The sequence below is a fragment of the Streptomyces sp. 840.1 genome, assembly GCF_003751445.1.
GTDB lineage: Bacteria > Actinomycetota > Actinomycetes > Streptomycetales > Streptomycetaceae > Streptomyces.
The window spans coordinates 25,301-39,597 of record NZ_RJUU01000002.1 but is presented as its reverse complement, the minus strand read 5'-3'; the positions used below and the strand labels follow the sequence as shown (position 1 = coordinate 39,597).

The window sequence follows — 14,297 nt, the reverse complement described above, 5'->3', positions numbered from 1 at the left end:
AATCGAAATCCAGGAACCGGCCGCGGGCCGTGAGCGGTGGGTGCGGGCGGTCTACAGACCGACCTCGCGCATCAGCATGCCCACTTCGGTGTTGGTGAGCCGGCGCAGCCAGCCCGACTTCTGGTCGCCCAGCGGGATCGGACCGAACGACGTCCGCACGAGCCGCTCGACCGGGAAGCCGGCCTCGGCCAGCATCCTGCGGACGATGTGCTTGCGGCCCTCGTGGAGGGTCACCTCGACCAGGTAGTTCTTGCCGGTGTTCTCGACGACGCGGAAGTGGTCGGCGCGGGCGTACCCGTCCTCCAGCTGGATGCCGTCCTTGAGCCGCTTGCCCAGGTCACGCGGGAGCGGGCCCTGGATGGCGGCCAGGTAGGTCTTCTTCACGCCGTACTTGGGGTGGGTGAGACGGTGGGCCAGCTCGCCGTGGTTGGTGAGCATGATGATGCCCTCGGTCTCGGTGTCCAGCCGGCCGACGTGGAAGAGCCGCGTCTCACGGTTGGTGACGTAGTCGCCGAGGCACTGGCGTCCGTCCGGGTCCTCCATGGAGGAGACGACACCGGCCGGCTTGTTCAGCGCGAAGAAGAGGTACGACTGGGTGGCGACGGTCAGGCCGTCGACCTTGATCTCGTCGTGGTGGACGTCGACGCGCATGCCCTGCTCGACGACGATCTCGCCGTTCACCTCGACGCGGGACTGCTCGATCAGCTCCTCGCACGCGCGGCGCGAACCCATGCCGGCCCTGGCGAGGACCTTCTGCAGCCGCTCGCCCTCCTGCTCGGCGCCGGGGTGCGTCTTGGGCGTGCTGATCTCGGGCTTGTTCGCGTACCTGTCGCGGTTGCGCTGCTCGATCTTGGCGTCGAGCTCGCGCGGACGGGCCGGGGCGCCGTACGGGGCACGCCGGCCGCTGCTCTTCGAGCCGCTGGACGCCGCCTTCGGGCCGCCCTTGGCGCCGCCGCGGGCCGAGGCGCCGCGGCCCTTGCGGGTGCCGCCGTCGCCGCCCGGCTTGTCGTTGCCCACGTCGTAGCGGCGCTCCTCGGGGCGCGGCCGGCGGGGGCGCTGGTCCTGCTTGTCCTCGCGCTCGGAGCCGGAGACCCGGGGGCTGGGGTTGCTGTTCCGGCCGGTGCCCATGTTGTTCCTGGCCCCGCTCCGGCCCGCGCCGCCGCCGCTCCGGGAGCCGCCGCCGCTCCGGCCCGCGCCTCCGCCGGCGCCACCGCTCCTGCCGCCGCCGCTGCCGCTTCCGCTGTTCCTGCCACTGCTTCGCATCAAAATTCCGTCTTGTCGTGTGCGTGAGTATCCGGGGTGTCCGGTGCGTCCGGATCGAACGACGGCACACCCTCTAGCGTCTCAGCCTCGATCGCGTCCGCCTCCGGGAGGAAGGGCGCGAGCTCCGGGAGCTCGTCCAGGCCACGCAGGCCCATTCGCTCCAGAAAGTAGTTCGTCGTCCTGTACAGGATCGCACCTGTTTCGGGTTCCGCGCCCGCTTCCTCGACCAGGCCCCTCTGGAGCAGGGTCCGCATGACCCCGTCACAGTTCACGCCGCGCACCGCGGAAACCCTGGAACGGCTCACCGGCTGGCGGTACGCGACCACCGCGAGGGTCTCCAGCGCCGCCTGGGTGAGACGGGCGTGCTGGCCGTCCAGGACGAAGCCCTCGACGGCCGCCGCGTACTGCGGCCGGGTGTAGAAGCGCCAGCCGCCGGCGACCAGCCGCAGGTCGAAACCGCGGCGCTGCACGGTGTACTCGTCGGCCAGCTCCCGCAGCGCGTCCGCGACGGCCCGCCGGGGCCGCTCCAGCACCTTGGCCAGGTGTTCCTCGGTGGCCGGCTCGTCGACGACCATGAGCACGGCCTCCAGGGCCGGTTTCAGATCGAGGCCGGCGACGGCGGATCCGGTGACGTCCTGCTCACTCATGCCTTCACGTCCTGCCGCTCGTCCCGCATGTCCGCCGCCTCCCGGTCGAACTCGTTCGTGACCACGGGCTCGGCCCCCTGCTCCCCGGCCCAGCGCACCATGAGCTCCCCCAGCGCCTCGTCCTGGTCCAGGGCGACGGCCTTCTCCCGGTAGAGCTCCAGCAGCGCGAGGAACCGGGCGACGACGGTGAGGGTGTCCGGGGCGTCCCGGGCCAGCTCCCAAAAGCTCATCTCCCCCGCCTCCCGCAGCCGGGCCATCACGATCCCGGCCTGCTCGCGCACGCTGACCAGCGGGGCGTGGATGTGGTCGATGTAGACCTGCGGCCGGGGCCTGGGCTGCATCGCCTTCACGGCCAGCCTGGCGAAGCCCTCGGCGCCGATGCTGATCACGACGTCGGGCAGCAGCGCCGCGTGGTGCGGTTCCAGTCCGACGGTACGGGGGAAGCGGCGGCCCTCCGCCTCGAGGCGGTCGCTGAAGATCTCCGCGATGCGCTTGTACGCGCGGTACTGCAGCAGCCTCGCGAAGAGCAGGTCCCTGGCTTCGAGCAGCGCCAGGTCCCCCTCGTCCTCCACCTCGGCGGTGGGCAGCAGGCGGGCGGCCTTGAGGTCCAGGAGGGTCGCCGCGACGACGAGGAACTCGGTGGTCTGGTCCAGGTCCCAGTCCGGCCCCATGGCGCGGATGTAGATCATGAACTCGTCGGTGACCTTGGACAGTGCGACTTCGGTCACATCCAGCTTGTGCTTGGAGATGAGCTGGAGCAGCAGATCGAAGGGCCCCTCGAAGTTCGCCAGCCGAACGGTGAAGCGACCGTCATCGGCCTCAGGGGCGACGGCAGGGGGCGCGGGCGCCCGGACGGCCGCGGGAGCCTCGTCCCGGACCTGCGCGGCTTCGGCGCTCTCCGGGGTCTGCGGGGCTTCGGCCGCCTCCCGGGTCTGCGGAGGCTCCGGGGCTTCGGCCGCCTCCCGGGTCTGCGGAGGCTCCGGGGCTTCGGCCGCCTCCGGGGGCCCGGCGCCCGGCCCGCGGCCCAGTGGGCGGCGGGAGGTGCGGGCGGGCTCGTCGGGTGAGGGCATGAAGATCCAGAGTGCGGCGGGACACGGAGGGCGGACGGCGGCCCGCCGTCGGGCCGGCAAGGCCCTGGCGGCAGGCTACCCGCGCCGGGCCCGTCAGCGGCCGCGCAGCCGCCGTACGAGGATGCTCGCGTCGCCCCGGGACTCCAGGTCGGCCAGGACGACAGCGACCGCCTCACGGACGATCCGGCCCCTGTCGATGGCCAGCCCGTGCTCGCCGCGCAGCACCAGCCGCGCGTGTTCGAGGTCCATCAGCTCCTCGGCGGAGACGTAGACCGTGATCTTCTCGTCGTGGCGCTCCCGGCCGCTGGGCCGGCGGTTCGCGCCGCGCCCGCCACCGCGTCTGCGCTGCTGCTGGACGACCGGCGCAGGAACCGGTTCCTGCGAGGACGGCTGCTGCGGGCGGCGCCCGGCCTGTGCGGCCACCGCGACCCGGTCGCTCTCGGCGGCGCGGCTGCGCGAGTCGCCCGCGTCGGCCCTGGCCGCGGAGTGCTCCTCCTGGGCGGAGGGGGCGGCCGCCGGTTCCTCCCGGCCGGTCGCCCCGGCGTCGGTCCCGGCGTCGCTCTCGCCGGCCGGTGCGGGCACGCGGGCGGCCTCGCCGTTCGCCTTGCGCCGCCGTTCCGCGGGGGACGAGGACTGCAGCCCCATCCCCCCGGTGGTACGGAACAGTTCGTCGGCCCCCGGCAGACTCACTCGGCGTGACACCGGGCGAGCACCTCCCTGGCGAGCTGGCGATAGGCGGCGGCACCGACCGAGTTGGAGGCGTACGTGGTGATGGGCTCACCGGCGACCGTGGTCTCCGGGAAGCGGACCGTGCGCCCGATGACCGTGTGGTAGACGTGGTCGTCGAAGGCCTCGACGACGCGCGCGAGGACCTCGCGGCTGTGCACCGTACGGGAGTCGTACATGGTGGCGAGGATGCCGTCGAGCTCCAGCTCCGGGTTGAGCCGCTCCTGGACCTTCTCGATGGTCTCGGTGAGCAGCGCCACACCTCGAAGCGCGAAGAACTCGCACTCGAGCGGCACTATCACCTTGTGCGCGGCGGTCAGGGCGTTCACGGTGAGCAGGCCGAGCGAGGGCTGGCAGTCGATCACGATGTAGTCGTAGTCGGCCATCAGCGGCTTCAGGGCGCGCTGCAGGGTGGACTCCCGGGCGACCTCGCTGACCAGCTGGACCTCGGCGGCCGACAGGTCGATGTTGCTCGGCAGCAGGTCCATGTTGGGCACGGCGGTCTTCAGGAGGACCTCGTCGGCCGCCATGCCCCGCTCCATGAGCAGGTTGTAGACGGTGAGGTCGAGCTCCATCGGGTTCACGCCGAGGCCGACGGACAGGGCTCCCTGCGGGTCGAAGTCGACGAGCAGGACGCGCCGGCCGTACTCCGCGAGCGCGGCACCCAGGTTGATGGTCGACGTGGTCTTGCCGACGCCGCCCTTCTGGTTGCACATCGCGATGATCTTCGCGGGGCCGTGATCGGTCAGCGGGCCCGGGATCGGGAAGTAGGGCAGGGGCCGGCCGGTCGGGCCGACTCGCTCACGGCGCTGGCGGGCTGCGTCGGGCGCGAGCGTGGCCGCGTACTCCGGATCGGGCTCGTACTCGGCGTCGGGGTCGTAGAAGCGCCCCTGGGGCGCCTCGTCGAAGTCGGCGAAGTGGGCGGTGTCCCGGCCACTCTCGTTGCCGGCCATGGCGTTCACGTGTAGGCCGTCCATCATCTGGGGGGCTGTCGTCATGTGCTGGTGGGTGGCGAAGGTGCGGACAGCGACGGAGCCGACAGCCTCCAGCCCGTTCGGGCCCTGGCCCCGTGCAGGCATCCCTGGTTGAACACCCCCGGGAGTAAATGTCGACTCATTCACAAGTCGTCTTACCTCCTTGGACGTGACCAGGAAACTTATCGATAGGTCAGCGTGGCACCATGCCGACGATTGGCGACTCTATGGCGTGTCACCGGTCCGCAGCAACACAATCCGCCGGACCCGGCCCGATGTGTCGGCAATCGAACACCCCGCTGTCAAGGGCACGCAGCCCTCCGGGCACACTTTTCACGGGTGCACGAATCGGTTAAAGGGTTACGTTCGAGGCGAGTTGCGCGGGGCCCGGCATGCGTCCGGCCGGACCTTGCTCGGCAAGGTCCGGCCGGGTGCGCGAGGTTGACGGAGGGGGTTGACCCTCAGCCCAGAAGCGCGCTCAGTTCGACGTGGTCGAGGCCGTGCGCCTCGGCCACCTCACGGTAAACGACCTGCCCGTCATGGGTGTTGAGCCCCTTGGCGAGTGCGGCGTCACGGCGCAGCGCCTCGGCCCAGCCCCGGTTGGCGAGCTCCACGATGTAGGGAAGCGTCGCGTTGGTGAGGGCGTACGTCGAGGTGTTCGGCACCGCGCCGGGCATGTTGGCGACGCAGTAGAAGACCGAGTCGTGAACCATGAAGATCGGCTCGGCGTGCGTCGTCGGGTGAGAGTCCTCGAAGCAACCACCCTGATCAATTGCAATGTCGACAAGTACACTTCCGGGCTTCATCTTGGCGACGAGCTCGTTGGTGACCAGCTTCGGGGCCTTCGCTCCGGGGATGAGTACGGCGCCCACGACCAGGTCCGCCTCGACGACGGCCTTCTCCAGTTCGAAGGCGTTGGAGACGACCGTCTGCACCTTGGTGCCGAAGATCCTGTCCGCCTCGCGGAGCTTGTTGATGTCCTTGTCGAGCAGCGTGACGTGGAAGCCGAGACCGACGGCGATCTGCGTGGCGTTCCAGCCGGAGACACCGCCGCCGATGATGACGGCCCGCCCGGCCGCCGTGCCCGGGACGCCGCCGGGCAGCACACCGCGGCCGCCGACCGAACGCATCAGGTGGTACGCGCCGACCTGCGGGGCCAGCCGGCCCGCGACCTCGGACATCGGGGCGAGCAGCGGCAGCGCGCGGTTCGCGGTCTCGACGGTCTCGTAGGCGATGGCGGTGGTGCCGGACTCCAGCAGCGCGTCCGTGCACGCGCGGGAGGCCGCGAGGTGCAGGTACGTGAAGAGGGTCTGCCCCTTGCGGAGGCGGTGGTACTCCTCGGCGACCGGCTCCTTGACCTTCAGCAGCAGGTCGGCGGTGGCCCAGACCTCGTCGGCGGTGGGCAGGATCCGCGCCCCGGCGGCGACGTACTCCTCGTCCGTGATGGAGGAGCCGGCCCCGGCGTTCTCCTCGACGACGACCTGATGGCCGTGACGGACGAGCTCGTGCACACCGGCAGGCGTGATCGCCACGCGGAACTCGTTGTTCTTGACTTCGCGGGGGATGCCGACCTTCACGTCGATCACGGTCCTTGGCTCAGAGGGTTACCCGGGCATAGCCATACATACCCGGATAGACGCAGCGTAAATGGAGACACCGCGAACACCCGCGGCAGAGCCAGTCTAATGAAGGGCTTCCCGCTGTCTAGCCTTACAAAGCATTAATTTTCCGTCGTCGCACTACGGATTTCGTAGGCTGCGCTCTCCTCACCCAGCAATCTGTCGGCTGTACCCCGGTGCAGACCCGCTGCTGCGGGGTCACCGAGCCGGTCCAGCGTGTCGGCCAGCCGCAGCTCAAGGGCGGCCTGCAGCCTTACGTCCTTGGCCTGCCGCGCCCACTGCACGGCCTCCCGGCAGGTCTGCAGGGACTCCTGCGGACGGCCCGCGTACTCCTGGACCCGGGCGACCTCACTGAGCGCCCTCGCCTGGGCGGGCAGGTCGCCGAGCCTGCGGTAGCCGGCCGCGGCCGCGCGCCAGTTCCGCAGCGCCTCGCCGTACCGGCCCGCGTAGGTGTGGACGGTGCCCAGGCGCCCGTACAGCCGTGCCTCGTCGGCCTTCTCGCCCTGGGTGAGCCGCTGGGCGAGCGCCCGGCCGTACCAGTCCGAGGCCCGGTGGAAGTCGCCCAGCTCGGCGTAGGCGCCGCCGACGGATTCCATCGCGCGGCCGGTGGCGTACGGGTCCTTCGCGGCCCGTCCGGCGTCCAGCGCGGCCCGGTAGCGGGCCAGCGCCTCCCGGGTCCGGCCGGTCCCGGCGTCCAGGTCGGCGAGGTTGAGCAGGGCGGCCGCCCGCTCGCGGGGCAGGTTGCGGCGCTCCGCGACGGACAGCACCAGACCGTGCAGCCCGTACAGCTCGGGTGCGGCCGCCTCGGTGCCCTCGTGCACCGCCAGCGCCCGCACCAGCGCTGCCACCAACCGCCTGGCCAGGGTGTCGAGTTCGCCGTCCTGCACGGCGATCCGGGCGGCGGCGAGCAGGGCCGGGCGGCGGATCCGCAGCCATTCGGCGGCGGCCTCGGGGCCGGGGAAGCGCAGCGAGCGCGGCAGCCCGGCGAGCCTGCGCCGGGCCGGGGAGCCCTCGGGTTCGGTGACCGCCCGGCAGGACTGGAGCAGGCGCACGGTCCGCTCCAGCATCCTGGCCCGCGCGAGCTGGATCTCGGCCGGGCGGTCCCGGTCCTCCAGCAGTGCCCGCAGCAGCGGGGCCAGGCAGCCGGGCACCTCGTACTGCGGCCCGTCCGCCTCGTCCCTCCGCAGCACGCCGAGGCGGACGAAGTCGTCGAGCGTGGTCTGGGCGGCCGAGACGGAGCAGCCGGCCAGGGCGGAGGCGGTGTGGGCGTCGGCCAGTCCGGCGGGGGCGAGGATGAGCAGTCGCAGTATCCGGGCCGCGGTCGGCGCGAGCGAGTCATGGACCAGCCGGAAGGCGCGGGCCAGCGGCCGGGCGCCGGCGGACTGCTCGGCCTCGTCCGGCAGTTCCCGCAGCTGCTTGGTGACGTCGGCCACCGAGGCAGTGGGGTGCGCGGCCAGCCAGCCGCCGATCATCATCAGTGCGGCGGGCTGGCCGCCGCACTCCTCGGCCAGCGTCTCGGCGGTCCGGGGATCGACGGTGATGCGGACCTGTCCGATGGTGCGGGCGAGCAGCTGGACAGCCGGCCCGGCCTCCAGCCCGCCGATGGTGCAGGGCCGGACGCCGGGGATACCGGTCAGCGGGCCCTGCGCGGTGGCGACGACCAGGCAGTCCGGGTTGTCCGGGAGCAGCGGGTCGACCTGTCCGGCGTCGGGTGCGTCGTCGATCAGGAGGAGGGCCCGGCGCACGGCGAGGGCCTCGCGCACCATCTCGGTGAGCTCGTCCTCGTCCGCGCCGGGCGGTCCGGCCACGCCGAGCCGGCCGAGGAGGTCCCTGGCGGCACGTTCGGCGGGGACCGGGGCGCCGCCCGGTTCGGTGAGCCGGACGCGGAACAGGCCGTCGGGGTAGTCGCCGGTGGCGAGCAGTCGCCGGGTGAGTTCGCCGGCCAGTGCGGTGCGGCCGGAACCGGGGCGTCCGGCGATCAGCAGGACCCGGGCCCGGCCGCTCCTGCGGCCGGCCATGGTGTCCAGTCCGGCCCGTTCGATGTCGGCCCGGAGTTCCTTCAACTCGCGCTCGCGGCCGAAGAACTGGGATGGCTCGACGGTGGCCGGCTCCTCGGTCCCCGCAGCCTCGGCCGGGTCGCTGGTGTCCACCGCCTGATCCGTCACGGGCCACGCTCCACTTCGCTGCACGCGTCGCCCGCCGGAACTCCGGTCAGGGCATTCCGAGCGTAGTTCAGGCGGGTGGGCGAATCCGGTGGAGCGCGGCGGGCACGTCCCCCGATCGGATCAGCGTTTTTTCCGACCGGGTGACGTGCCGGGTCCGCGACGGTCCGTCAGGCCTCGAACGGCCGGGCGGGCCAGGGCGCCTCGGCGGGCCGCAGCGAGTCGACCCCGTCGCCCGCGAGCACCGCGGCCAGCGACATCACTCCCATCACCAGGCAGCTGTTGTGCAGGTCGCCGGCGAGCACGCCCCGGACGAGCTCCTGGAGCGGCACCCGGGCCTGCTCCATGTCGGCCTCCTCCTCGGAGACCTCGAAGCGCTCGCCGTCCGCCTCGGAGATGTTCCGGGCGAGGAAGATCCGTACGGCTTCGTCGCAGCCGCCCGGCGTGGTGTAGACGTCGGTCAGCACCCGCCAGTCCTCGGCCTTGACGTACGCCTCCTCGTAGAGCTCGCGCTGCGCGGCGTGCAGCGGGTTCTCACCGGGGATGTCGAGCAGTCCGGCCGGGATCTCCCACAGCTTCTGGCGGACCGGGTGGCGGTACTGGCGCAGCACCAGGACGCGGTCCGCGTCGTCGAGTGCGAGCACGGCGACCGAGCCCGGGTGGACCTGGTAGTCGCGGCGCACGACGGTGCCGTCCGGCATCGCGACGTCATCGGTGCGGACGCTGGTCTTCTTTCCCCGGAACGGGGTCTCGGTCGCGGTGACCGGCCATTCCTCGGGCGTGTCCTGGAAACCCATCTACGTCCTCCCACAAAAAGCAGTGACCGGGGTACCCGTCCTCGAAGGACGCGTACCCCGGTCAACCGTAACGCCTGCGGGGGTGCCGTTACTTGCCCGGCGTGCCCTCGGCCGCCGCGCCCGCCCGGCGTGCCACGGCCGCCTTCACCAGGCCCGCGAACAGCGGGTGCGGGCGGGTCGGGCGGGAGCGGAGCTCCGGGTGCGCCTGGGTGGCGACCAGGTAGGGGTGGACCTCGCGCGGGTACTCGACGTACTCGACGAGCTTGTTGTCCGGGGAGGTGCCGGAGAAGACCAGGCCGGCCTTCTTCTCCAGCTCGGCGCGGTAGGTGTTGTTGACCTCGTAGCGGTGGCGGTGGCGCTCCTCCACGTACGGCAGGTCGTCGTACGCCTCACGGACGAGCGAGCCCTCGGCGAGCTTCGCCGGGTAGAGGCCGAGGCGCATGGTGCCGCCCAGGTCGCCCGCGCCCTCGACGTACGCCAGCTGCTCCTCCATCGTCGAGATGACGGGGTGGGAGGTGGCGGCGTCGAACTCGGTGGAGTTGGCGTCGGGGATCTCCGCGAGGTTGCGCGCGGCCTCGATCACGATGCACTGGAGGCCCAGGCAGAGGCCGAGCAGCGGGACCTTGTTCTCACGGGCGTACTGGATGGCGCCGACCTTGCCGATGACGCCGCGCTCGCCGAAGCCGCCGGGGATGCAGATGGCGTCGACGTCACCGAGCTGCTTCCTGGCACCGGCCGGGGTCTTGCAGTCGTCGGACGCGACCCACTTGACCTTGACGCGGGCCTTGTTGGCGAAGCCGCCGGCCCGGATGGCCTCGGTGACCGAGAGGTAGGCGTCGGGCAGGTCGATGTACTTGCCGACCAGGGCGACGGTGACCTCGTGGTCGGGGTTGTGGACGCGGTCCAGCAGATCCCCCCAGGTGGTCCAGTCGACGTCCCGGAACGGCAGGTCGAGCTTGCGCACGACGTAGGCGTCCAGGCCCTCGGAGTGCAGCACCTTGGGGATGTCGTAGATCGACTTGGCGTCCGGACAGGCCACCACAGCGGCCTCGTCGACGTCGCACATCAGCGAGATCTTGCGCTTGATCGCGGTCGGCACCTCGCGGTCGGCACGCAGCACGATCGCGTCCGGCTGGATACCGATGTTGCGCAGCGCCGCCACGGAGTGCTGGGTCGGCTTGGTCTTGAGCTCGCCGGACGGGCCGATGTAGGGCAGCAGCGAGATGTGCACGACGAAGACGTTGTCCCGGCCGACCTCGTGGCGGACCTGGCGGACGGTCTCCAGGAACGGCAGCGACTCGATGTCGCCGACCGTGCCGCCGACCTCCGTGATGACGACGTCCACGTCGTCGGTGGCCATGCGGCGGATGCGGTGCTTGATCTCGTTGGTGATGTGCGGGATCACCTGGACCGTGTCGCCGAGGTACTCGCCGCGCCGCTCCTTGGCGATGACCTGCGAGTACACCTGGCCGGTGGTGACGTTGGCGGAGCCGTCGAGGTCGACGTCGAGGAAGCGCTCGTAGTGTCCGATGTCCAGGTCGGTCTCGGCGCCGTCGTTGGTGACGAACACCTCACCGTGCTGGAAGGGGTTCATCGTGCCCGGGTCGACGTTCAGGTACGGGTCGAGCTTCTGCATGGTGACCCGAAGGCCGCGCGCCTTGAGCAGGGCACCGAGGCTGGAGGCAGTCAGACCCTTGCCGAGGGAAGAGGCGACACCCCCGGTGACGAAGATGTGCTTGGTCGTCGTGGATGTGGGCTGCATAGCCAAAGGGGGCTCCCGTGGTCGCGATCGTGAGGTGCGTACCGGCTGTGCCGTCCGGAGATTCCGGAGGCGCCGTCGCTGCGGTTCGGGGGCCTCGTCTGCTGTCGCCAGACGACCACCGGTCCACGGGCTACCAGGGTAACAGCGACGAGGGGAGCCTGCTTCCGGCCACTCCCGGCACAGTCGTCACACACGATCCCCTCAGCTCCCTCACGCCCCACCCGTTCGGCTCATCTCTCTTGCCGGGACCGTCGCGCGGATCACCCAGGTGCGTCGTATCCTGCTCGGACACTCGCTCCGGGCGAGGTATTGAGCTCGTAGGTTCCCCCACCTCAACACCTAGCAACGACCTCTTGACCCGCAGTAAGCGCCCTACGGGGCGACATGGCCGTTCGACTGGAGACGCACGTGGCCGGGCGCATCGAGGATTACGCACTCATCGGAGACATGCAGACCGCAGCCCTGGTCTGCCGGGACGGAACAGCCGACTGGCTGTGCCTCCCCCGCTTCGATTCACACGCCGTCTTCGCGGGACTTCTGGGCACCGAGGAGCATGGCTTCTGGCGCCTCGGGCCGGCCCGAGCCGAGGGCGCGGAACCGCCCTCGGCCGACCGCCGCCGCTACCGCGGGGACTCACTCATTTTGGAATCGGAGTGGGACACGCCGCGCGGCACGGTCCGGGTGACCGATTTCATGCCGCCGCGTGACGGCGCACCGCAGCTGATCCGGATCGTGGAGGGAGTCAGCGGCCGGGTGCCGATGCGCTCCGAGCTGCGCATGCGGTTCAGCTACGGGCGGGTCACCCCGTGGGTGCACAAGGTGGACGGGCGCACGGTCGCCGTCGCCGGACCGGATTCGGTCTGGCTGGACACCTCCGCCGACACGTTCGGCGAGAACCTGACGACGTACTCCGACTTCACCGTCGCCCCCGGCGACCGGATCGCGTTCACCATCAGCTGGCAGCCCTCGCACCGCGAGCCGCCCGCGCTCCCGGACCCGGAGGGTTCGCTGGAGGCGACCGCGGACTTCTGGCGCGAGTGGGTCGAGCAGTGCACGTACCACGGGCCCTACCGCGAGGCGGTGGTCCGCTCGCTGATCACGCTGAAGGCGCTGACGTACGCCCCGACCGGGGGCATCGTCGCCGCGCCCACCACCTCGCTGCCCGAGGACATCGGCGGCTCCCGCAACTGGGACTACCGCTACACCTGGCTGCGCGACGCCGCGATCACGCTGTCCTCGCTGCTGCGCACGGGCTACCGCGAGGAGGCCCGTGCCTGGCGCGAGTGGCTGCTGCGGGCGGTCGCGGGCGACCCGGAGAACCTGCAGATCATGTACGGGATCGCGGGCGAGCGGGAGCTGGGCGAGGCCGAGCTGGAGTGGCTGCCGGGTTACGAGAACTCCGGCCCGGTCCGGGTCGGCAACGGCGCCGCGGGCCAGCTCCAGCTGGACGTGTACGGCGAGGTCACCGAGGCGCTGCACCTGGCGCACATGACCGGGCTGACCCGCAACGACTACGCCACCGGCCTCCAGCTCAAGCTGATCGAGTACCTGGAGAAGCACTGGGAGGAGCCGGACGAGGGCATCTGGGAGGTGCGGGGGCCGCGCCGCCACTTCGTGCACTCCAAGGTGATGGCCTGGGTGGCGGTCGACCGGACGATCAAGCTGATCGAGGCCGGGGACGCGGAGGGGCCGCTGGAGAAGTGGCGCGAGCTGCGCGACGACATCCACCGCGACGTCTGCGAACGCGGCTACGACAAGGAGCGCAACACCTTCACCCAGTCCTACGGGTCGAAGGAGCTGGACGCCTCCCTGCTGCTGATCCCCCAGATGGGCTTCCTGCCGCCCGACGACAAGCGGGTCATCGGCACGATCGAGGCGATCCAGCGGGAGCTGTCCACCGAGGACGGCTTCGTGCTCCGCTACCCCACCACGGGCGGCGACGCCGGTGTGGACGGTCTGGAGGGCGACGAGGGCGCGTTCCTGGCGTGCTCGTTCTGGCTGGCCGACGACCTGGCGATGATCGGCCGGGTCGACGAGGCCCGCCAGCTCTTCGAACGGCTGCTGTCCCTGCGCAACGACCTGGGACTGCTGGCCGAGGAGTGGGACTCCCGGCTGCAGCGCCAGGTGGGGAACTTCCCGCAGGCCTTCAGCCACGTGCCGCTGATCGACACCGCACTGCGGCTGACGGCGAGCGGGGCGTACGTGGGCTGACGGCGACGCCCGCGGGGTGCCGGAGGGCGCCCCGCGGCGCCGGCGCTCAGCCGCTCCCCGGCCCCGTCGCGGGTCCCGTCACGACGGGGCGCCCCTGCGACGGCAGCCCCCACTCGCTCCAGGAGCCGTCGTACACCGCCGGCCCGGGGTATCCGGCCAGCTCCGCCCCCAGCGCCAGGACGCAGGCGGTGACCCCCGAACCGCAGCTGAGGTACAGCCGTACGCGGTCACCGGCCAGGGCGCCGAACGCGGCGCGCAGTTCGGCCGCCGGGCGCATCCGCCCCTCGCGCAGGACCTCGCCGAACGGCAGGCTGACCGCCCCCGGCATATGGCCGCCCCGCAGCCCCGCACGCGGTTCGGGGGCCGTGCCGAGAAAGCGTTCCCTGGCCCTGGCGTCGAACACGGCGGCCGCCGGGTCCGCCAGCGCGGCCGCCACCTCCTCGGCGCCGGCGAACAGCCCCGGACGCGGTACGGCCGTGAAGTCACCGCGCTCCGCCGCCGCCCCGGGCGCACCGCTCTCCAGCGGCAGTCCGGCGGCCGCCCAGGCGGGCAGACCGCCGTCGAGCACCGCCACCCGGTCGAAACCCATCGCCCGGAGCATCCACCGGGCACGGGGGCTGGAGTAGACGCCCGCCGCGTCGTAGACGACGACGGTGTCACCGGTGCGCAGGCCCAGGGCGCGCAGCTCGTCGGTGAACCGGCCGGCGTCCGGCATCGCGTGGGGCAGCGGCACGGAGTGATCGCTGAGCGCCCCGTCGATGTCGAAGGGGCGCGCTCCCGGAATCCGCTGTCCGGGGTCCCGGTGCGCACCCACCGAGGCGTCGAACACCAGCAGTCCGGGTGCGCCCAGATGCTCGGCCAGCCAGTCGGTGCCGACCAGCGGGCCGGGCAGTCGCAGGTTCTCGTCCACTGTTCCCCACTCCCCCGATTCCCGGTCCCTGCCTTCCGGGGCGCGGGCCGGACGGCCCGCGCCCGGCAGGATTTTCAAGATCGCAGCGGCCCCGGCCGCTGTCAACAGCCGCCGGGGCGGGACGGCCCGGCCCTCCCCGGCCGTCCGGCCCCGGCG

Annotated in this window: 11 protein-coding genes; 1 reads left to right on the top strand and 10 read right to left on the bottom strand. The window is 71.8% G+C overall.

The window, feature by feature from the left end:
- Window positions 1-51: 51 nt before the first annotated feature.
- The 9 genes from EDD93_RS26510 to EDD93_RS26470 all read right to left on the bottom strand — a co-directional run bounded on the left by EDD93_RS26510 (window position 52) and on the right by EDD93_RS26470 (window position 11,020).
- Window positions 52-1,263, bottom strand: a complete 1,212-nt coding sequence (locus tag EDD93_RS26510; RefSeq protein ID WP_123528023.1) for a pseudouridine synthase — start codon at window positions 1,261-1,263, stop codon at window positions 52-54.
- On the bottom strand, window positions 1,263-1,910 hold the full coding sequence (gene scpB / locus EDD93_RS26505; protein WP_123528022.1) for an SMC-Scp complex subunit ScpB: 648 nt from the start codon (window positions 1,908-1,910) through the stop codon (window positions 1,263-1,265). The genes EDD93_RS26510 and scpB overlap by 1 nt, the downstream gene beginning before the upstream one ends.
- Entirely contained in the window at window positions 1,907-2,980 is a 1,074-nt protein-coding gene (locus EDD93_RS26500) for a ScpA family protein (protein ID WP_123528021.1), read from the bottom strand. The genes scpB and EDD93_RS26500 overlap by 4 nt, the downstream gene beginning before the upstream one ends.
- Before the next feature lie 93 nt (window positions 2,981-3,073).
- Window positions 3,074-3,670, bottom strand: coding sequence for a hypothetical protein (locus EDD93_RS26495; protein WP_123528020.1), 597 nt, complete (start codon window positions 3,668-3,670; stop codon window positions 3,074-3,076).
- Window positions 3,667-4,785 carry a ParA family protein gene (locus tag EDD93_RS26490; protein ID WP_073739286.1) on the bottom strand — a complete coding sequence of 373 codons (1,119 nt, stop codon included), beginning with the start codon at window positions 4,783-4,785 and terminating at the stop codon, window positions 3,667-3,669. The genes EDD93_RS26495 and EDD93_RS26490 overlap by 4 nt, the downstream gene beginning before the upstream one ends.
- 356 nt (window positions 4,786-5,141) lie before the next feature.
- Window positions 5,142-6,257: an alanine dehydrogenase gene (ald, locus tag EDD93_RS26485; RefSeq protein ID WP_123529344.1), complete on the bottom strand. Its 1,116-nt coding sequence runs from the start codon at window positions 6,255-6,257 to the stop codon at window positions 5,142-5,144.
- A 143-nt stretch (window positions 6,258-6,400) separates the two neighbouring features.
- Window positions 6,401-8,464, bottom strand: coding sequence for a tetratricopeptide repeat protein (locus tag EDD93_RS26480; RefSeq protein ID WP_123528019.1), 2,064 nt, complete (start codon window positions 8,462-8,464; stop codon window positions 6,401-6,403).
- A 167-nt stretch (window positions 8,465-8,631) separates the two neighbouring features.
- Window positions 8,632-9,258, bottom strand: a complete 627-nt coding sequence (locus tag EDD93_RS26475; RefSeq protein ID WP_123528018.1) for an NUDIX hydrolase — start codon at window positions 9,256-9,258, stop codon at window positions 8,632-8,634.
- Window positions 9,259-9,346: 88 nt separating this feature from the next.
- On the bottom strand, window positions 9,347-11,020 hold the full coding sequence (locus EDD93_RS26470; RefSeq protein WP_123528017.1) for a CTP synthase: 1,674 nt from the start codon (window positions 11,018-11,020) through the stop codon (window positions 9,347-9,349).
- A gap of 408 nt (window positions 11,021-11,428) precedes the next feature.
- On the opposite strand from EDD93_RS26470, the gene EDD93_RS26465 reads away from it, so the two are divergent.
- The gene (locus tag EDD93_RS26465; protein ID WP_185092588.1) at window positions 11,429-13,231 is read left to right on the top strand and encodes a glycoside hydrolase family 15 protein; all 1,803 of its coding nucleotides are present in this window, start codon (window positions 11,429-11,431) and stop codon (window positions 13,229-13,231) included.
- A gap of 46 nt (window positions 13,232-13,277) precedes the next feature.
- Here EDD93_RS26465 and EDD93_RS26460 read toward each other — a convergent pair whose 3' ends face one another.
- Window positions 13,278-14,141, bottom strand: a complete 864-nt coding sequence (locus EDD93_RS26460; RefSeq protein ID WP_260255959.1) for a sulfurtransferase — start codon at window positions 14,139-14,141, stop codon at window positions 13,278-13,280.
- Window positions 14,142-14,297 lie beyond the last annotated feature (156 nt).